This is a genomic window from Streptomyces sp. NPDC058663, assembly GCF_042716745.1.
GTDB lineage: Bacteria > Actinomycetota > Actinomycetes > Streptomycetales > Streptomycetaceae > Streptomyces.
This window is the reverse complement of the sequence record NZ_JBHXRV010000086.1, coordinates 1-19,017: the sequence shown is the minus strand read 5'-3', so window position 1 is coordinate 19,017 and position 19,017 is coordinate 1. Positions and strand designations below refer to the sequence as shown.

The 19,017-nt window shown below is 68.2% G+C and carries 13 protein-coding genes and 1 pseudogene; 4 read left to right on the top strand and 10 right to left on the bottom strand.

Annotation, left to right across the window (positions count from 1 at the left end; genetic code table 11):
• Positions 1 to 109 precede the first annotated feature (109 nt).
• Positions 110 to 538 carry a RacP protein gene (locus ACFWVV_RS36585; RefSeq protein ID WP_384358590.1) on the bottom strand — a complete coding sequence of 143 codons (429 nt, stop codon included), beginning with the start codon at positions 536 to 538 and terminating at the stop codon, positions 110 to 112.
• A 2-nt stretch (positions 539 to 540) separates the two neighbouring features.
• A pseudogene (locus tag ACFWVV_RS36580) lies at positions 541 to 873 on the bottom strand (DUF6192 family protein); the annotation flags it as partial.
• A gap of 98 nt (positions 874 to 971) precedes the next feature.
• Here ACFWVV_RS36580 and ACFWVV_RS36575 point away from each other — a divergent pair.
• Positions 972 to 2,219 (top strand): tyrosine-type recombinase/integrase, encoded by a 1,248-nt coding sequence (locus ACFWVV_RS36575; RefSeq protein WP_384358592.1) that lies wholly within the window; start codon positions 972 to 974, stop codon positions 2,217 to 2,219.
• Positions 2,216 to 4,642, top strand: coding sequence for a tyrosine-type recombinase/integrase (locus ACFWVV_RS36570; protein WP_384358594.1), 2,427 nt, complete (start codon positions 2,216 to 2,218; stop codon positions 4,640 to 4,642). Before ACFWVV_RS36575 ends, ACFWVV_RS36570 begins: the two co-directional genes overlap by 4 nt.
• Before the next feature lie 676 nt (positions 4,643 to 5,318).
• Here ACFWVV_RS36570 and ACFWVV_RS36565 read toward each other — a convergent pair.
• Both ACFWVV_RS36565 and ACFWVV_RS36560 read right to left on the bottom strand, forming a co-directional pair.
• Complete coding sequence (locus ACFWVV_RS36565; protein WP_384358596.1) at positions 5,319 to 5,933, bottom strand: DUF6192 family protein; 615 nt, start codon at positions 5,931 to 5,933, stop codon at positions 5,319 to 5,321.
• Positions 5,934 to 6,838: 905 nt separating this feature from the next.
• Positions 6,839 to 8,560, bottom strand: coding sequence for a pentapeptide repeat-containing protein (locus ACFWVV_RS36560; RefSeq protein ID WP_384358598.1), 1,722 nt, complete (start codon positions 8,558 to 8,560; stop codon positions 6,839 to 6,841).
• A gap of 435 nt (positions 8,561 to 8,995) precedes the next feature.
• On the opposite strand from ACFWVV_RS36560, the gene mobF reads away from it, so the two are divergent.
• Entirely contained in the window at positions 8,996 to 10,960 is a 1,965-nt protein-coding gene (mobF, locus tag ACFWVV_RS36555; RefSeq protein ID WP_384358600.1) for a MobF family relaxase, read from the top strand.
• A 67-nt stretch (positions 10,961 to 11,027) separates the two neighbouring features.
• On the opposite strand, the gene ACFWVV_RS36550 is transcribed toward mobF, so the two are convergent.
• The 4 genes from ACFWVV_RS36550 to ACFWVV_RS36535 all read right to left on the bottom strand — a co-directional run bounded on the left by ACFWVV_RS36550 (position 11,028) and on the right by ACFWVV_RS36535 (position 16,776).
• Entirely contained in the window at positions 11,028 to 12,875 is a 1,848-nt protein-coding gene (locus ACFWVV_RS36550; protein WP_384358602.1) for a hypothetical protein, read from the bottom strand.
• 624 nt (positions 12,876 to 13,499) lie between these two features.
• Positions 13,500 to 14,954, bottom strand: a complete 1,455-nt coding sequence (locus ACFWVV_RS36545) for a Helicase associated domain protein (RefSeq protein ID WP_384358604.1) — start codon at positions 14,952 to 14,954, stop codon at positions 13,500 to 13,502.
• Complete coding sequence (locus ACFWVV_RS36540) at positions 14,924 to 16,012, bottom strand: DEAD/DEAH box helicase family protein (RefSeq protein ID WP_384358606.1); 1,089 nt, start codon at positions 16,010 to 16,012, stop codon at positions 14,924 to 14,926. The genes ACFWVV_RS36545 and ACFWVV_RS36540 overlap by 31 nt, the downstream gene beginning before the upstream one ends.
• Positions 16,009 to 16,776 carry a hypothetical protein gene (locus tag ACFWVV_RS36535; RefSeq protein WP_384358608.1) on the bottom strand — a complete coding sequence of 256 codons (768 nt, stop codon included), beginning with the start codon at positions 16,774 to 16,776 and terminating at the stop codon, positions 16,009 to 16,011. Before ACFWVV_RS36535 ends, ACFWVV_RS36540 begins: the two co-directional genes overlap by 4 nt.
• Positions 16,777 to 17,232: 456 nt before the next feature.
• Here ACFWVV_RS36535 and ACFWVV_RS36530 point away from each other — a divergent pair, with 456 nt between their 5' ends.
• Positions 17,233 to 17,487 (top strand): hypothetical protein, encoded by a 255-nt coding sequence (locus ACFWVV_RS36530; protein WP_384358610.1) that lies wholly within the window; start codon positions 17,233 to 17,235, stop codon positions 17,485 to 17,487.
• Between the two features lie 316 nt (positions 17,488 to 17,803).
• Here ACFWVV_RS36530 and ACFWVV_RS36525 read toward each other — a convergent pair whose 3' ends face one another.
• Together ACFWVV_RS36525 and ACFWVV_RS36520 are read right to left on the bottom strand one after the other, a co-directional pair.
• On the bottom strand, positions 17,804 to 18,259 hold the full coding sequence (locus tag ACFWVV_RS36525) for a hypothetical protein (protein ID WP_384358612.1): 456 nt from the start codon (positions 18,257 to 18,259) through the stop codon (positions 17,804 to 17,806).
• Positions 18,260 to 18,782: 523 nt separating this feature from the next.
• The coding region (locus ACFWVV_RS36520; RefSeq protein WP_384422911.1) for a hypothetical protein at positions 18,783 to 19,017 on the bottom strand (235 nt) is incomplete at its 5' end.

Here is a 19,017-nt window from a genome sequence, read left to right as displayed (position 1 = left end):
GCCCTTTCGGCGTCGGTGTTGTCCGCGGGGTAGCGGCCTTGGGGATTGTAGCCCCCCGGAGCGGAAGTCCGCGCAGGCCCGGACGGCTTGGCCGTCCGGCCCTGCGCGGTCAGGTGCGGCTGGTCGAATCGATGAGGTCGAGGGTGGATTCGATCGAGTTGAGCTGGGCGACGAGGTAGCGTGCCCACTTGTCGCCCGGGTGGGCGGTGGCGTGAGGTCCGACCGTGGCGGAGGCGAACCGGCGCATCACGGTCAGGTATTCCTTGATCACACCCCTCTCGTACTTTTCCAACGCGGCCCGCTCCGCGCCCAGTTGGTAGCCGTCGGCCCTCGTCCAGATCAGTGGGGGCCATCCCTTCTCTGCGATCTGGTCACGCAGTGCGGCCAGCCCCGATGCGACCTGGGACGGGGTCAGGGACGTGGCCCGTACCAGCTGCGGGGAATGGAGCCCGGCGGGCCGGGCTTCGAAGAGCACGAAGCGGAGGGTGTCGGCGTGACGTCTGGCCGCGTCGCCCCGGCGCCGTGAGGCCCGGGGCACGGTTACTCGCTCCGCAGCAGGCGGGCGAGCTCGTCGTCCATGTCGACCTTGCCGGTGTCCACGGCCTGCTCGATCCAGTCGAGGGTGGCCCTGACCCTGGCCACGTTCTGGTGCACGAGGTCGGCTTCGTTCTCGTCGAGCTGGCGGTCCCGCAGCCCGGGAACCGTGCGGCCGGCCGCGGCGACGAAGGAGTGGCAGGCGGTGACCAGGTCCAGGAACTCCGCCGTCCGCTCCATCCTGCGGACCACCGGAGCGTCGGGGCTGGTGTCCTCGAAGTGCTGGCGGGACTGCTTGTGTCGTTCGTTCTGGGCATGGTTGACCTGGAATCGGGCGGTGTGCCTGTTGACCGGACTAGCAGAAGACACGCCGACGATGGAGAGGAGTCGATCTCTTCTAGGCGATAGACCTCGTGCAGCTCGAAAAGGGAGGCTGCATGGGGACCAGGAGTGGCGAAGTTGAGCGGGACATCACCGCTATTCGCTTGCCGAAGTGGGGGCGGGTGGTTCCCGCCGAGGGTGTGGTGCCGTGGCTGGTGGTCGGCCCGGACGAGGTGCCGGTGGAGCCGATCCGGCGGTACCTGCGGGACTTCACCGCGAGGAACCGTCCTGGTTCGGTACGCAGCTACGCGTACGGGCTGCTGAGATGGTGGCGGTGGCTGCGGGCCGTCCAAGTCGAGTGGGATCGAGCGACTCCGGCGGAGACCCGGGACCTGGTGCTGTGGCTCCGCCAGGCGGACAAGCCGCGAAACTCTCCTCGGCGAGCGTCGGTCCACACGGCGGGCAAGGTCAATCCGATCACTCGAAAGAAGAACCTGGGCGACGGCTACGAACCCCGGACCGTCCGTCACAACAACGCCGTCGTCCGCAGTTTCTACGAGTTCTGGATCGAGATCGGTGAAGGCCCTCTGGTCAACCCCGTGCCGCTCGACCGCAAAGGGCGGCGCCCGCACGCACACCACAACCCGCTTGAACCGTTCCGCGCCGAAGGCCGGATCCGCTACAACCCCAAGGTGCCCCGGTCCAGGCCCCGTGAGATTCCGGACGAGCGCTGGAAGGACCTGTTCGGGGCCCTTCGCTCCAACCGTGACCGTGCGATTCTGGCGTTGGATCTCAGCTGCGCCGCCCGTGCGAGTGAGATCCTCGGACTGCGTGGTGTCGACCTGGACTGGGGCGACCAGCTCGTGCGGGTTCGACGCAGGGGCAGCGACGCCGAGCAGTGGCTGCCCGCCAGCCCCGAGGCATTCATCTGGCTGCGGCTCTACCTGGCCGAGCTCGGTCTGTTGGACCCGAACGACCCGATCTGGTGGACACTTCGTCGCCGCGATCACGGCGACGGACTACGGCACCAGCCGATGAACTACGACGCATTGAGGGCCGTGCTCCGGCGGGCAAACGCCCTGCTCGGGACGAACTACACGATGCACGACCTGCGGCACACCGCAGCCCTGCGTATGAGCCGGGATGAAAGCCTCTCGCTCCGGGACGTACAGACCATCCTCGGCCATGCTCACCTCAGCACTACCGCCGACGTCTACCTCATCGAGGACGAAGCCCGGGTGATCCGCCGCGTCGCCGAGCATCTGACCGCACGTGAACTTCGTGCCCAGCAACCCCCGCCGCCGGTCGCCGTCGGCTACCACTCCACTGACATGGACGTGCTGTTCGGAGGTCTTCCGCGATGACCGTGACCAGCAGAACAGCCGATTCTGTCCCCTCTGCCCGAGCCACCGTCGATCATCAGGCGATGCTTGTTGCCGACCGCGGCCCGTTCGACGAGCTCTCGGTCCAGGGCGTTCTGCAACTGCTGCCGTCTCTCGTGGCCTTTCCGCCGGCGACGACCAAACGCAGCAGGAGCAAGTGGGGCGATCGGTCGCGCGGGACCGCCCGGATCCTCGACTGGCTCAAGTCTTTCCCGGGGGACGGCTGGCAGGAACGGTGGCTCGTCTCCGGCGCCGACAGCGGCCTGGACTGGATCGGCGTCGTCACGGACGGATTCGGCTGCGTCGAAGCATCCCGACGGGAAGTGACCACCGACGGTCTGGGCTGCTTGCTCCTGGCCAGGGTGGTGCGTCCAAGTTACGAGTTCCTGCAGTGTTACCGGACCTCGGGGCTCTACCGCCATGCCAAACAGGAGTTCGGCGCCGACCTGTTCAGCAAGCTCCGGCAGGCCGGCATGAGCCGAGGAACGATCCCCAGCCACCTGAGCACAGCCGAGAACAGCCTGGTCAAGGTCGCCTTTCGAACCGGCCGCGACCTAGCTGATCTCACCGCAGACGACCTGATCGCCTACCACGACTGGAACAAGGAGACCCTCGGCAAGGCACCCATGGGGCTTCACGCTGCCTGGGACCTGCTGCGCGACATCGGGGTCCTGGACGAGAAGCTGTCCTTGCGTCGCACACTGGCACGCGGGCAGCTGCCGACAACGCAACTCGTTGACCGCTACGGCATCCAACGCGGCCCCATCCGGGACGTTTTCGTACGCTACCTGGACGAGCGCCGCCCCAGCCTCGACTACAGCTCGGTATCCGGCCTGGCGAGCCAGCTGGTGGGCGCGTTCTGGGCCGACATTGAAAAGCACCATCCCGGCATCTCCAGCCTCCACCTGGCACCTGAGACCGCCGAGGCATGGAAACACCGGGTGAAGGTGATCAACCGACCGGGTAGGGACCCCGTCCCCCGCGAACAGTGGGCGAGCGTGCTGACCACCGTCCGGGCGTTCTACCTCGACATCGCTGAGTGGGCCCTTGAAGATCCGAGTTGGGCTGCCTGGGCAGTCCCCAGCCCGGTCCGCCGCGCCGACACCGGCGGCTTCACCAAGGTCAAGAAGAAGGCCCGGGCCAAGATGCACCAGCGGGTCCGTGAACGGCTGCCCCGCCTTCCTGAACTCGTCGACACCACCGAACAACACCACGCCCACCAGAAGCGCCTGCTGGCAGCAGCCGAAGCCACCCCGATCGGCGAGACCTTCGACCTGAACGGCCGCGACTATCGACGCATCGACAGGAAGGACGACCAGCTCAGAAAGCGATTCCACTACCGGCCCACCATCGTGCTCGCGCAGGACAGCGCCACTGGCGAGCAGCTCGACCTCACCCGCAGCGAGGACGAGGCGTTCTGGGCCTGGGCCGTGATCGAGACGCTCCGTCACACCGGAGTCCGTCTCGAAGAGCTGCTGGAACTAACCCACTTGGCGCTGGTGTCCTACGAGCTTCCCGACACCAATGAGATCGTGCCGCTGCTGCAGATTGTCCCGTCCAAGAGCAACGCGGAACGGCTCCTCCTGGTCAGCCCTGAGCTGGCCAGCGTCCTTGCCACGGTCATCAGCCGGCTCCGCGGCGACAACGACGGCGTCGTCCCCTTCGTCGCGCGCTATGACCCCCACGAACTCGTCACAGGGCCGGCACTTCCACACCTGTTCCAGCGCCGCATCGGCTGGAGGCGCGACGTCATCACCACCAACATGGTCTACCAGCTGCTCAACGACACCCTGGCCCGGGCATCACTGACCGACCAGGCAGGTCAGCTGTTGCGCTATACGCCCCACGACTTCCGAAGGATCTTCGCGACTGAAGCCGTCGCCGGTGGACTTCCCGTCCACATCGCCGCCCGCTTGCTCGGTCACGCCTCAGTGGTCACCACCGAGGCATACGTGGCCGTGTTCCAAGCGGACCTGATCCGCTCCTACCGGGCCTTCCTCGACAAGCGTCGCTCCGTCCGGCCCGTCGAGGAGTACCGCGAACCCACCGATGATGAGTGGCGCGAGTTCCAGGAGCATTTCCACACTCGCAAGCTCGAACTGGGCGATTGCGCCCGCCCCTACGGCACCCCTTGCCAGCATGAGCACTCCTGCCTCAGATGTCCCATGCTGCGGGTCTCGCCCCGTCAACGAGGACGACTGGTCGAGATCATTCGCAACCTCGGCGGCCGCATCGACGAGGCCCGCTTGAACGGCTGGCTCGGCGAAGTCCAGGGGCTCCAAGTCAGCCTCACCAAGGCCAAGGAGAAGCTTGTCGCGCTCGACCGTAGTTTGCAGCGGACACGTGAGGTTCGCCAGGGCGGCCCTACCGACCTTGGCATGCCAGCGATCACCAGACGGCAATAACGGTGCTGCCCGAGTCCGGAGAGGTTACTCCAGGAAGTCCTGCCAGAAGGCCACAGTCGCTCTGGGGTCCCAACCGTCAGGGGTATGCGTGCTGAAGTCGTCGAATTCGTGGTTGATGTAGTCGGCCAAGTCAGCGCCGTAATAGATGATGTCGGTGCCCCATATGGACATGACCGGGTGCCCGTGGGAGCCATGACCGGCGGGCAGAAATCGGTGGCGTACACGGGCACGAGCTTTGGTACCTGGTCCAGCATCAACGCAGCTTTTTGATGCGCTTCATCCGCACCCGCAGGCCGCTGCCCCCACGTCGGATGCCAGAAGCCATGCTGAACTGCGCCAAGGACGCCTTCGACCGGCCATTCAAGATGTTTCCGGAGCTTCACCGGATCTCCATGCCGCCAGTCGGGCCACGGATTTTCCCACGTGTCTCCCTCCTCGGGCGGCTGCCTCACCGGAAACCCCGCAGCCAGAAATGCCCGATGGTCGTCGGCGAACTCGAACCCGCACTCCTCCTCTATGCGGCGGAACTCGGCATCGGTCAACCCGGGCTCAATCTCACAGCAGTCGGCGGCGGCGAGCAGGCGTGCCGCCTCCAACCCCAGCTTCATTCCCACGGATGTCATCACCATCGAACAGTAACTGCCCTGGCCTGGGGTGATGCCAGCCAATTTCGGGTTCACGCTGCACGTGGAAGGGCGGGCTCGGACCTCTGCCGCCGGTAGTCCGGATAAGGGCCCCGCATCGCCCTGAAAGCGACCTCCGGCCGGTGCAGCAGGTCACATGCCACCAAGGCCGCCACCTGCTCGTCCTGCGCGAGATCCCGGATCGCCTCGACCTTCTCCGCCACCGACACGGGCGTCGCGGTCGGCCAGCCCGCCGCCCGCTTCGCGGCGTCCCCGCTCCACCGGGATTCTCCTGTCCGCTCGTCGAGAGGCGGATGCTGGATCAGCTCGTACGCATCCGGCGCCGACGCCAGAATCCGGTGGACCTCGAAGGAGACACCGTCCTGGCGCTGATCCTTCGGCCACCGTGCGGCCACCCACCGATACGTTCGCACCGTATGGAACGACAGCCCTATCGCCTCGGAGAACAGGCGTAACAGGCCCTCCACCCCGGGCTGGTCGTCTTCCCCGAGCGCCATATTCCCGCCGTGCGTACGCAACGGCGCGATCTCCAACGCGATGTCCCCCAGCGTGAACTGGCACCCCGTCATTACCCGGACCAGCCGAACCGACTGGTCAACCAGATCATCGAAACGCTCACACGGCGCACTGCTGATCCCCTGGGCCACGGCGAACACTCCCCGGACGGACCAGAAGGGCCGGCACTTCACCGGCCGCAGCAACCCCGGCCCGCATATGCCTGACAGGCTCCGCCGTCCCACTCAAGGTCACCACAAACGACCGAAAATACCCCGCTTCACGTGCGAACCATCCTGCTCCTGCCCGAACACAGCCCCGTCCTCGACCTCAATTGAACGACTCTGTCATCCGGCACAGAACGTCACAGATCACCGGATCTGACACAGGCACTCATGCCCTGTGAACGAGTTACACCAGTCCGCAGTACCCCATGATCGGCGATACGCCGCTACTCACGGGTCGCTGAGAACCGCGTGGGTTCCGACCCGGCGCCACAGGACGTGGCAGGTACCGGCGAACACCTCCCCTCCGTACGACCACGTCGCGCGCCCGTCCGGCGCCCAGGTGAGCTCGTAGACCCCCGGGGCGCGGCGTACACCTTGATGCGTAAGCCGGGGCGGAACTGGCGGCCGGTGCGCAGGTCCGGCACGAAGGCGTCCAGGACGACACGGTGGAAGCGCCGGCGCTAGGCGGGGGTGAGGTGCTGGAGATCGGCAGCGAAGCGGGGGCAGGTCTCGAAGGTGGGCACGGTGGTCTCCTCCGGGCAGCACGTCGAAGCCCCCAGCGGTTGCCAGGGGCTGAGGTAACCGGTGCTTGTCGGTGGTGCTCGTTCCTTGGCACTCGGTGGTGTTCAGCGTGTCCGGTCCAGCCGGGGTCTGCATAGCTCGGTGGTCGTGACCAGTGAGGTGAAAGGTCAGGCTGCGCGGCTGGGACTGGAGTTGGTCAGCCTGACCTTGCATCTTCCGCGGCCATACCCCTGGGTCTGCCGCACGAGAGTGTCGTCTGCGACCACCAGAGCGTCGGTCGTCCGCCACGGTATGCGTCTGGGGGTGGGTCAGCGTTTGACCCGTCCGCGGAGGGCGAGAGCGGCGAAGCCGAGCAGGACGGGTTCGGTCAGGCGGGAGGCCATCTCGGTGTATGTGCCGAAGGTGGTGAGGTTTTGTTCGGAGGAGCGGAAGAGCACGGAGTTCATTACCACGCGCAGGCTCTTCTCGAACCGCTTGGTCGAGACGCGCTCGTGCAGTGGGCCTGAGGGGTTGACGGGGGAGGGGGTGTCGGTGGTGAGCCGGATGTCCTGGCCGGTCACCTTCCCAGTCGACTCGGGCTTCGGGTCGTCGTCCGGGAGGCCGCACAGCATCATGGCCAGGACGGTGGCGGTCATGGCCAGCAGCAGCCAGGCCACCGCGCGTGAGGCGCGCAGGCCGTAGCCAGACAGCGCCCAGTACGCGGTGAGCAGCCCTCGTTCGGCGCGCTTGCGGCGGGGTCGGCGGTCCAGGCGCCGCATCTCCATCTCGGCGTAGTAGAAGTCGGCTGCGCCGGGTTCGTCCTTGCCGTCCTCGAATGCCTTGCGCAGCTGGCGGTAGAGCGCGGCGAGCGCGGGCGGACCCGGCGGGCAGGCCGCCGGGCCCGGCTGTGCCGGGGCCGGGGTCCATCCGGCGCGCAGGCAGGGACGGTGGTCGTGCAGGGCCCGCCAGTGGTGTTCTTCGGCCAGGGCCAGGCGGTCGGTCCACCACAGGGGAATGCCCCGGCGTACGTCGGTGCCCTTCGGGGTGTGGGCGAAGACCGTCTCGCCCTCCAGCCGCAGCTGGTCGAGGTGGAACGCTCCGAAGAACCGGCATCCAGTCAGGTCGGTGTTGGTCAGCACCAAGTGGGCGGCGTCGATTCCGCGCAGCGAGCTGATCCGTACGCCGGGATCGCGCTGTCCGCCGGTTGTGCCGGCCACCAGCGCGGTCTCGTCGACAACGGTTCCGCTGAGCGTGGCGAAGGGGGCGGTATGGGCGGTGACCGCGATCGGCTGGGTGACGACCGCGTCCGACAGGTTGACCTCGGTGTACCGCAGGCGCAAGGTCGCCGTCGACTCCCACCGGGTGCGCACGCACCGCACCTCCGCAGCCGCGGCTTCGATGGTCACCGGTGTCACGAACACCGCTCCGGAAAGATCTAGACATCCTCGGCAAAGCAACGGCCCCAACAACGCCGCGGCGGAGAACGTCGCGCGGGTGAACGAGGCGTCGGCGGAGAACGTCGCGCCGTCGAACGAGGCGGCTGCGGAGAACGTCGCGCTGGGGAATCGAGCGGCGGCGGAGAACGTCGCGCGGTCGAACGAGGCGGCGGTGGAGAACGTCGCGCCGTCGAACGAGGCGTCGGCGGAGAACGTCGCGCGGCGGAACCAGGCGTCGGCGGAGAACGTCGCGCCGCGGAACGAGGTGTCGGCGGAGAACGTCGCGTTATCGAACCGGGCGGAGGCGGAGAACGTCGCGCCATCGAACGAGGCGACGCCGAGGTGCGTGAGATCGGAAGTCGGGTCGTGAAGCGCGGTAAGAAGTTCGGACAGCAGGGAGTCGGTGAATGCGGTGCCGCGGTGGTCGATGTCATCGCCTGGGGAGAGCGTCGCCAGGTGCCTGGACCGGGCGGTTGGTGCGAGGTGCGCCAGACAGAGCGACTCTCCTGGAACCTGCCGACCGGGGCAGCCGACCGGATCGGCCGTGGTCGCGTCCTCGCCACAGTGCGGCCAGGACGGGAGAGAGGCTAAATGCGGCAACGTCATGCAGGTCATGACGACCAGCAGGCCCGAGCGGTTGCCACCCCGCTACACCGGTATTTGGCCCCCGACCAGAGGCCGATGCAACACCCACCGGCGCGCCCCGTGGCAGACGACGGAGCCCACGGTCGTATGCAAGATCCAGTTGCCCTATGCAAGGTCAGACGCAGGATTCATCTGCACTATGCAAGGTCAGCCGCTACAGGACACAGCGGTGCTTGTTGGCGTCGTACGGGTCGTGAAGTGAGGACCGCCGGACAGCGGTGCTTGTTGGCGTCGTACGGGTCGTGAAGTGAGGACCGCCGGAGAGCGATGACATTCACATTCGGCCCGGGGTCGCTTCCCGCCTGACGGGCACCTGAGAAGAAAGTTCGGCCGCTGCTCCCGCCTGACCGGACGTACGACTGTCCGGCCTTTCCTTGCAGCTCAGAGCCGTGTGACGTGGTCTCCATGACAGTAGATATCAGGGTCATCCGAACCGGTCAGATGTACCGCTACTACCTGCGCCAGACCGTCGTCGGCGACGGCCGCCGTCCGGCCCGCACGCCGCTGCGCGCCGCCCAGGAGCAAGCCGGTGTCCCGGCCGGGCGATGGATGGGCCGCGGCCTGGCCGTGCTCGGACTCGCGCCGGGCGAGGAGGTCACCGAGCAGCAGCTGCGGAACCTCTTCGGCGAACCGGGCCGGCACCCGGACGCGGACCGGATCGAAGCCGACCGGCTCGCCCAGGGCAACTCCCCGAAGAAGGCGTTCAAGGCCGGCGCCCTCGGACGCCGCGTGACGGTGACTGGTGTCGACTTCGTCTTCCGACCGCAGCCGACGATCTACCTTCTGTGGGCGCTGGGGGATGAGGAGACCCGCCGGGTGATCGAGGCCGCGCACGAGCGCGCGATCAAGCGGGTGCTGGAGTGGATCGAGGACGAGGTAGCCGTGATCCGGTACGGCAAGGACGGCATCTACCGGGTGAGGCCGCCCGGTGGTCTGGTTGCCGCCCGTTTCCGCCACTACGAGGCGCGCTCCGGGATGCCGCTGCTCCATGACCATCTGCTGCTGTCGGTGAAGGGGCAGCGCCTGGACGGGAAGTGGGGCTCGATCCACACCCTGGCCTTGCACGAGAACACCGTGGCCGCCTCCGCGCTCTACAACGAGCTCGTGGCCGCGGAGGTCTGCGAGGCGCTGGGGCTGGCGACCGAGCCGCGCACCGTCACCCTCGGGCGCCGGCCCGTGATGGAGATTGCCGGGGTGCCGCACGACCTGATCCGCTGGACCTCCCGGCGCAGCGACCAGATCGCCGCCTGCATGGAGGACCTGGAACACGAGTACGTCACCGCCGTCAAAGACGACGGCACCCTGAAGTTCCTGCCCGTGGTCTCCGAGCGGGCCCGCGCCAAGCTGAACCAGATCGCCGCCCGCAAGACCCGCCAGCCCAAGCAGAAGACCCAGCCGCTCGCGCAGCTGCGCGCCTGGTGGAAGGCGAGCGCGATCCTCACTTCCGGTGTCGCCGCCGACGTCATCAACTCCCTCCTCGAGTACGCCCGCGCCGCGGCTGCCGCGATCCGGGCCCGGGTCGCGGCCGTGGTCGACATCGCCCTGGCGGCCGTCGACGTCGCCGCGACGGTGTTCGTGATGAACGACGGCGGCTGCTTTCACCGCCGGCACCTGCTCGCAGAAGCCCGACGCCACCTCGCCCTCGTCCTGCGCGGCCGCCGCCGCGACCCCGGCCTGGACGACCAGATCGTGGCCGCCGCCATCTCCACCCACTGCCCGGACATCAGCGAGCCGAAGACCGTACGCGGCCTGGAGGCCGGCTACCGCCTCTATACCGCCCGGTGGGCCCTGTCCAACCTCACCGTCCGAAGCCGCACAGCCGTGCCCGATCCGGACCGGCTCCCCCCGGCCTTCCCCGGCGATCCAGCTGCACCCCGGCCCCCGGGCCAGGACGCGGGAGAGTGGGAGGTGCCCCGCGTCCCGTTGCAGTACGAGCGAGCTGTCCTCGCCGGCGCGGTCGTGCGGGAGAAGAAGCTGCGCACCACCACCACCGCCGTGCGGGGCCGGGCGTACAACGACGTCGCGCACCAGCAAGCGGCGATGCCCGAGCAGCTGCTCGCGCCTGCGGCCGCCGACCCCGGCCACGACGACCAGGAGCCGGAGACCGGACCCCGAGAGGCGATCGACCTGAAGGCGCTGCGGGCCCTCCGGGAGTCCCGCACGGACGTAGAAGCCCTCGATCTCACAGCCGCTCGGCTGCGCCACCTCAAGGACGTGTTCACCAAGGCGGCCGACGACTCCCGCACCCGCGCGGACCGCTACGCCGAACCGGCCGATGCCGTTGCAGTGCGCCCGGTGCACCCGGACGACCAGCAGGGGCACCGCCCGCAGGAGCCCGGACCGCACCGTGGCCGGGAGGCCAGCCACTGAGCGCACCGGACGCCGCACCCCTGGAGGTCGGACGCGCTGGGCTGACAGCCCGACGAGGGCAGAGTTTCTACTCGGTGGAGGGCTGCCGCGGAGGCAGTCCGGGGATGGCGCCGTTTTCGAGGCTGGTGTGGATTTCGCGGACGGCAGGCCCTGGGGTGCCGTGCAGTTCGTTGCAGGCGATGATGACCTGCCCGCCAACACCGGAGGGGTCCTCGGATGTGGCCAGATCCGTCAGCCCATCGAGCAGCGCGGTACCGGTTCGCTGGTCCCCCGCGCTGCTGCCAAGGCCGGTGAAGGGGCCGTCAACAATCAGGAACCGGGGCACCGGCATCGCGGGGACCTCCAACGCGGTGTCACGCAATGCCAGCAGGACACTCACGTTGGTGCGGGTCATGCCGTGCCCGGCGACGGCCCTCGCGTCGAACGGACTGCCATTGATCGTTACGGAGAAGTCTGCCGGGTCGATGGAGACGCTAGTGATCTCTGGATCGCATGCCTGCATTCGGCGCAGAGCGTGGTTAGACCACCGGTCAGTGGCCTGTTTCACCATGAGGTCGGTGTCGTTGCGTGCTGCGGCGTAAGCGGCTTCAGAGGTGTCCTTGTCCTTTTCCAGCTGCGGCAGCCTCTCGCGCAGCTCGGTCAGCTCCGCTACCTCGCGCAGGTGTTCAGCGTTCTGCTCCAGCCGCGCGGCCAGCTCACGCACGGCACTCTCGGCCTCGACCACAACCTGCCGCTGGGGTGCGACCACGTCCTCGGCGAAGACCCGGGCGGCGGCCGAAGCTTCCACCACGACCCGATCGGCATCGCGAGCTCGTCCACGGGCGGCATCGGCAGCCTCCGATGCGCCACGGGAAGCCTTCTGAGCCCGCTCAGCAGCTTCCTGCGCCTGCGTCATCCGCCGCTTGAACTGCTTGGCACGTTGTTGGCGTTCGGGATCGGACCGCCGGCACACCGGACACTCATCCTCACGAAGCCCTGTCGGGTCAAGGGGGCGCACGCACTGGGGACAAAGGCTCGGATCGGTGAGCGCTTCCCGTAGACCAGCCAGGCGTCCCCGAGCCTCGGCTGCGGCAGCCTCCAGCAGACGCACCGTACGTTCTCGCTCGTCCGCAGCCGTGCGAGCGACGCCCTGCGCCTCCTGTGCCATGGACGCCTTCTTCTGGAGCGCTGCGAGCTCCGTGTTCAGACGGCTGAGAACCGCACCTGCCTCCCGCGCTGTGAGGGCCGCCCTCGTCTGCTGCGTGGTCCACTGTGCGGTACGACGCTGGAGGTCTTCGACAGACGGCAGCTCACGCTCTTCCCGATCACGCAGAATCTTCTTCACGCGGTTGCTCGCCGACCGCCACTTCTTCTTCCTATCGGCGGCCTCCTGGCGCAACGTATCGACAGTTTCGTCGTCGGCCCCCAACAGCACCCGCCCCACGGCAGTGCGCTGTTCCTTGCTTTGCCGTCCGAGGTAGTCGTTGGGGAGGTCCCGCTGACGTGCGTAGAACCATGGCATCAGTAGATCCAGGGTGACGCGTGTACGCCCTGCACCCAGCCTGGGGACCCCGAGGAGATCCTGGAAGACGTCGGCCGCGGACCTGCGGGACTCGGTGCGCTTGACTGGGTGATGTTCCTCGGTGCCCAGCGTGCCGTGAATGAAGCTCACGTCCCCAGCCCGGTCCACCGTGCTGCGCGTGATGCGCCAGCGTGACCCTCCGATGCGGGCAATGAACCCGACACGGCTGCACGTGGCCGCAGCTGTCATCAGCTTCGCGCCGTCCACACCCAGCGTCCACACCAAGGCTTCCAGCACGGTGCTCTTGCCCGACCGCGTCTCCCCGGTCAGAGCCGACAGAGGGGCACCAAACCGCAACTCATGTACCGCGCCGTCGACTTCAAACAACGCACACTCGACAATGAGCGTGACCACAGACGCCTCCCGCAGACTTCCCATCGCGCTTCCTGCGCGGTGCTTCTAGCGGTTAACGACACTCGGCCGTCCGAGTGGCGTCCGAACGCGCTGCAGTACTGGGTATTCGGACGCACCGATACACCCGCATGGGGCAAGCCGACTCCCCAGGTAACAAGGGCACCTTGAACGCAACGTCAGCGGCGTTCTTCAGCTTCCTTTGAGATCTTGTTGATGAGGTTCCAGAACGAGTCCGCCGGACCTACGCCACCGCTGGGCCCTGGCCTACTCGCGGCCCCCGTACCGAAGATCGTGGCAACGCGGCGTTCCCAGCACCGTCGGCACTGGCAGTCGTCCGCAATGTGCGTAGGGCACAGTCGATCGGCCGTCTCATAGATGTTGGCGGCCAATGCCTCCGCTCGCGCTTTCCACTGCCCCGCGTCCGACCGAGCGCGTGAAGCATCTTCTTCTGCCCGTCGCTTCGCACCGATCATCGCCCAGTTCGGGCCGCCTCCGCCGTAGCTCACGTCACTCCTCTCGCCACTGTTGTGCGTTGTGCCCGGGACAACGGCACCAATGCCCCGCAGGACACGCGGTTTCACCCCGGCCAAGGAGGGCGTCCAGCGTCTGACCCAGTGTGCGTCGTCATGACCACCGCATCCCGATCGCGGACAGCTGCTCCACCCGTTCCGGGGACAGCGTCGCGGCCCGGCTCCGCTGGTTGTTGACCCACGCCCCGAGCTTGAGCTCGCGCTCCTCCTGGCCCTCGTTGATGAGCCGCTCGGTGTGCTTCCTGGGGACCTGAAGGTGTCCCTCACGCTCGTAGAACTGCTGGGCGGCCTGGTAGTTCATCGCCCACTTGTCGGCCTGGGTGAGGCGCGGCGGCGGCTTCTCGTCCTCGGTCGCGGGGGTGATCCCGAGGACCTGCTCGCACATCCACTGCTGCACGGTGGTGAGGCTGTCCCACCCGTACCGGACCGAGCGTACCCACCGTTCGAGGTCCTCGCCCTGGTGCAGGACGGTGCCGGGCCCGGTCGGCAGCGTGCCGCCAACCTGGAGGTGGAGCCGGACGAGGTGGAAGGCACGCTGCCACTCCACCGGCCAGGCCGGGCACCACGAAGGATCGATCTCATCGAGCTGCTCGCGCCGCCTTTCCGTCAGGGCCCCGGCCGACGACCCCACGGGAAGGCCCTCGGCACGCCGCTGCTCGATCTCGGCGGCCTTCCGGGCGGCGGCCCGCGTGTTCTTCAGCCAGGTCCCCACCCGGTAGCCCTGGTACGTGGCGTCCAGCGGGGCCAGGAGGTGACCCGCCTCGGCGGCCCACCCGCGCGCGGCGGACAGGCCCTCCTCCCACGCGACGTCGAAGTGCGACCAGATCATGCCGAGCTTCTCCAGCTGCTCGACACGGTCCTCGTCCATGTCGCCGCGGGCGTAGAAGCGGCGGACGTCGGCGGTCCACTGCCCGAGTGGGAACCCGGCGAGCGAGGCCGGCCAGCCCTCCCCTTCCGCGGACTGGTCGTCGGCGGCGGGCACGCGGAACGTGAACGGCACCTTCAAGCCACCGTGCTTGCGGGCGTAGATCACGGCCGCTTCCACGCCGCGCCGCCAGTGCTCGTGCTCGGGGTTGAGGACGCGCAGGTTGATGAACGCGGCGAGTGCGGCAGGGTCGCGCGGCGTGGAAAACTTCAGCAGGGCCCTGGCGGGGGCACTCACGCCCTCAGAATCCTCGCCGATGCCGTCCGTGCTCTTCACGCTCTCGTCCTTGGCTACGGGCTTGTAGACACTCGGCGCCTGCTGCTCCGCGAGGGTCTCCACGATCCGCGCGTCGTGCGCCCGCAGCGCCTCCAGCAGCTTCGCCAACCCGCCGAAGGCACGGGAGGTGAGCATGTTGTCCGCCGTCTCGCCCGGCCCGAGCAGCACCGGCACCACGAGCGAGGCCATCTTCCCCTCGCCCGGCTGCATCCTCAGCGCCCTGCCCACGGCCTGGACCAGATCCGGCATTGAGCCGCGCACATCCGCCCAGTACACGGAGTCGCAGTGCTTGGTGTCGACGCCCTCGCCCAGGACCTTCACCGAACACAGGAAGCACTTCTCCACCACGGTGCCGTCGTCTGCGATCCCGTCCGCGAACTCCCCGAGAAGCCGGCGCCGGTGGAGCGGCTTGTGGTCGCCGCACAGCCAGTCCGCCCAGATCGTCTTGGGGACAGCTCGGGATCGGATGCGTGCAGCTGCGCGGCGACCTGGGGGAGGCCGGCCGCGAACGCTTCGGCCTCCTTCACCATGTGGTGGAAGACCAGCGTGCGGCGGAAGCCCTCCTCCGTAGACGCCTTCACCAGGGCGGTCTGCAGCGCGGCGAGCCGGGCCCCGCGGACCTCTGCCGAACGGCCTTCGGCGCCCAGGAGTTGCGCGGCCTGGAGGGCGGTGTCGGTGACGTCCACGCAGACGACCTGGTAGGGGGCACAGATTCCCCGGTCGATGGCCTCCGAGAGCGTCAGCGTGAACGCCCTGCTGCCGAAGGGCCCGTCCGGGTTGTCGTCCATGCTCGCGACCAGTTCGCCCGGTGCGCCGGCCTCGTCCTCGTCTCCGAGCTGCCACAGCCGGGGCGTGGCCGTCATGTAGAGGCGGCGCAGGGACGGGATCTTCTGGTTGTCGTGGACGACCGCCCAGGGCTTGCCGATCCGCCCCGAAACGCGGTGGGCTTCGTCCACGACGATCAGGTCCCAGGCCGCAAGGCCCGCGGCGTGAGCGCGCTCCAGTGTGCCCAGACCGAGGCTGGCGTAGGTGGCGTACACGGTCACCTTGTCCAGCCCGCGCGTCCACTCCACCATCTCGTCCGCGTCCGTGGTGTTGGGGAAGGACACCTCCTCGCCCCGCAGCGAGGACACCCCGATCATCGGCCCCTGGCGGCCTCCCTCGCGCCACGCGGCTTCGGTCTGGGCGAGCAGGTCCAGGGAGGGCACGAGTACGAGCACGCGGCCCGCGCGGAGTTCCTCTGCGCTCCGGACCGCCACCCTCGTCTTCCCGGATCCGGTTGCCATGATCACCTGAGTCCGCAGCCCGCGTACGGGCACGGCCGGTGTGCCGGGCAAGGTAAGAGCGCGCACGACCGAGTCGACCGCCTCCCGCTGATGCGGACGGAGCTCCTCCGTGGCTGTCATGGTGCTTCCTCCCCGCTCGGGCCGCGCTGTGTGCCCGGCGTGTCAGGGTGGCGGGTGGTGGCGTCTCGTTTGCGGCGCCGGTGTTCGCGTTGGGCCTGGGCGCGGGCGCATTCACGGGTGCAGTACTTGACGCCTGTCGTGCGGTTCTGGCCGTATTCGGCGCGGCCGCGCTGGCGGACGAACGCGCGCCGGCACATCTCGTTCGCGCATTCGCGGACGGTGGCGTCCTCGGCGAGGTGGTTGTACAGCTGCAGGAATGCCACCGCCAGAATCGACGGGTAGCGGTCCTCGAGGCTTCCGATGCCGATACTGAACGGCTTCAGAGCCGAGTTGAGGCTGGTGTGCAGGTGACTGATTCTCAGGTCGAGGAGCTCTTCGCGCATGTGGTCCAGGTCGCGGGGCCAGGGCTCTTCCCGGTCGCTGTTGGCGGCCTGCCACTGGGCGAGTTCCTCTTCGGTGGCCTCGGCTTCGGCCAGGGCGTCGAGCCCGCCTTCGTGGCGCAGGGCCTTCCACGTGGCGATGGCTTCCTGGGCCTCGCCCACGAACAGGGTCGCCAGCTCCCCATGGAGGGCGAAGGGACCGTGCTTGGGGTGCAGACGGTCGGCCAGCTCCGTGAAGTACTCATGCTCCTCAACGTCCAGGCCCAACGAGCCGACACTGCCGCCCAGCCGCCCATAAGTCCCCATCATGGCGGCGATCGCATCGAGGTCGGCGGGGTCGAGCTCGGTGAACTCCCGGAGGTAGAAGTCTTCCGGGAGCGGCACGGTGGGACCGCCGCGGGAGCGCACCTGGGGGGTCCAGACGATCCACTCTCCCTCCGCACGTGTGTCGGCGAGAGGGCTCAACTCCGGTGCAGGGACCGGCGTCCCCGGCCAAAGCGTAGGACGAAAGCGTGGGTCAACGTATGCCGCCATGTGCGGCATCATAGCCACAGAGAAGGGGTACGAAAAGCAAAGAGTTCGTACCACCCATGCGGAACTCGTCAGAAAGGAACACCCCGTGACGCACTGGCAGGCACGCAAACACGTGGGAGACCTGCACGAACAGCGAGTCGCCAACGCCCTGCGCGCCAGAGGCTGGACCGTCCACCCCTGCGGACAAGGCACCTACCCCACCCCCATCCGCGACGCTCTGCGCACACCCGCTCCGCCCTGCGCCAGTTCCCCGACCTCATAGCAGCCCGCGGCCCCGACCTCGTCACCATCGACGCAAAAGACCACATGCCCACCACCACAACCGGCCGCTACGCGATCAGCGCCACCACCATCAACACCGGACTCCAGCTCACCGCCGTCCACGCCCCGACCCCGCTCTACTACGTCTTCGGCGACTTAAAAGTGCTCACACCCGCCGAAGTGCTCCACTACACCGACCACGCCCTGCGCCACTCAAGCGGCGCCTACCACGTCGTCAGCACCCACCGCGCCCACCCGTTTGACCACGTCTTCGGCTCCGTCATGGCCCAAGCAGCCTGAAACCGCACAAACTCGGCCGACGAGCGATCCACCGCGGACGGGAGTGCTGGCATGCCGCTGTAGCTCGTCGGCGATTGACCAGGACCGGGACAGGGACGGCCATCCCCCACCCGCTCGGCGTCCTGTCCTGCTCACCCCCGCCACCTTGAACCGGAGTGACGCGCTCGTGCGGGCCGTCGCCCGACCGTGCACCTACCCCGCGGCGAAGGCGACCACCGGTCACCACGGTGATACCGAACCGGCAGTGGCGGTGTACCACCCGACCACTGCGTACGACACCTTGAGACCAAGGGACCCTCAACGGAGAGGCCGACGGCTACAGCAGCGCACCCGCCCCCCAGGTGACGTTCAGGTCGTTGAGCCACCGGTCGGGCAGTTCCCCGTTCCACCGCGCTGCCAACGCGTACCGGGAACGGAGGGACGAGAGTCGCTCCAGAACGATCAATGACACCGGGTGCGCGAGCAGCTCTCGTTGCCCGTGCTTGGCCGTCGCTGACGGGTGCCCGTACTCCTTGTACAGCCGCTCCAGTCGTTCGCGGTAGGTCTCCACGAACGCTTCCAGCCGGGCCGGGTACGCCTCCCGCTCAACTTCCGGGATGACGGACCACACGACGGGCAGGACTTCCTCGGTCATGCCGTCGTCGAATCGGACATGGACCGCGAAAATGGCATAGGAGCGCACCGCGACTGCCAGCATCGCGTCTGCATCGCCCTCCCGTACGTCCTCCGCCGCCCGGTCCACCAATCCGCTGGTGTACGCATCCGTGCTCATCGCGCCTTCGCCTTCCTCGTCGTAGCCCATCGCGCAGCCCGGCGTTCGATGCTGGGCTTGTTGCCCCGCTTACGGATGTTGTCCAGGACCCTCCCCAATCCCACCTCCGCCACTCCGCCGCTTGCCGCGGGAGACATGCCGGGGCCTGCGGTCGGGCGTCAGTGGGCGGTTGAGCACGCCGCGACGACGCCCTCGCCTTCCGGCAGTCCTGTAACCGCGCTGGCCGACGCGGCCGCCGACACCGTGTGCACCCTTGCGGACGTCGTCGTGCCCGGGCGGGCGGCCGCCCGCATCGGTCTTGGTCCCGGCGCCCGCCGTCCCGCCACACACCCCCGGTCCGGGAGCCAGCCCAGGCGGCGAGCCTCGGCCCGGTGGCCAAAGGGCTCCGGCGCTGACCCGATGCCGTGCTGAGCCGTGGTTAGTGCCATGGTTAGTACCGTGCTGAGCCATGGTTAGTACCGCGGTGGCGGTGGATGCGGACTTACCACGGCACTTACCACGGGATGACTCCCAGCTCAGAGGGTTAGTGACGGCAGCGTGCGATCGACGCGGCGCGCCTGGGCGGTCCGAAGGTGGTCAGTCCGCGTGTGGGGCGGCCGTATCTGCTCGGGCTGCCGGTGTGGATGTGGGTGGAGCCGACCGAGGTGACGTACGGGCCGACCTCCGCGACCGCGACGGCCGGCGGCGTGACGGTCTCCGCGACGGCCACGGTCACCTCGATCGCCTGGACCATGGGAGACGGCACCACGGCCACCTGC

Bases quoted from the DNA above. Each gene is read 5' to 3' on its own strand.
- ACFWVV_RS36570 (WP_384358594.1), top strand. From the start codon at position 2,216: ATGACCGTGACCAGCAGAACAGCCGATTCTGTCCCCTCTGCCCGAGCC.
- ACFWVV_RS36530 (WP_384358610.1), top strand. From the start codon at position 17,233: ATGCCCACCACCACAACCGGCCGCTACGCGATCAGCGCCACCACCATC.
- ACFWVV_RS36575 (WP_384358592.1), top strand. From the start codon at position 972: ATGGGGACCAGGAGTGGCGAAGTTGAGCGGGACATCACCGCTATTCGC.
- mobF (WP_384358600.1), top strand. From the start codon at position 8,996: ATGACAGTAGATATCAGGGTCATCCGAACCGGTCAGATGTACCGCTAC.
- ACFWVV_RS36525 (WP_384358612.1), bottom strand. From the start codon at position 18,259: ATGAGCACGGATGCGTACACCAGCGGATTGGTGGACCGGGCGGCGGAG.
- ACFWVV_RS36560 (WP_384358598.1), bottom strand. From the start codon at position 8,560: ATGACCTGCATGACGTTGCCGCATTTAGCCTCTCTCCCGTCCTGGCCG.
- ACFWVV_RS36540 (WP_384358606.1), bottom strand. From the start codon at position 16,012: ATGACAGCCACGGAGGAGCTCCGTCCGCATCAGCGGGAGGCGGTCGAC.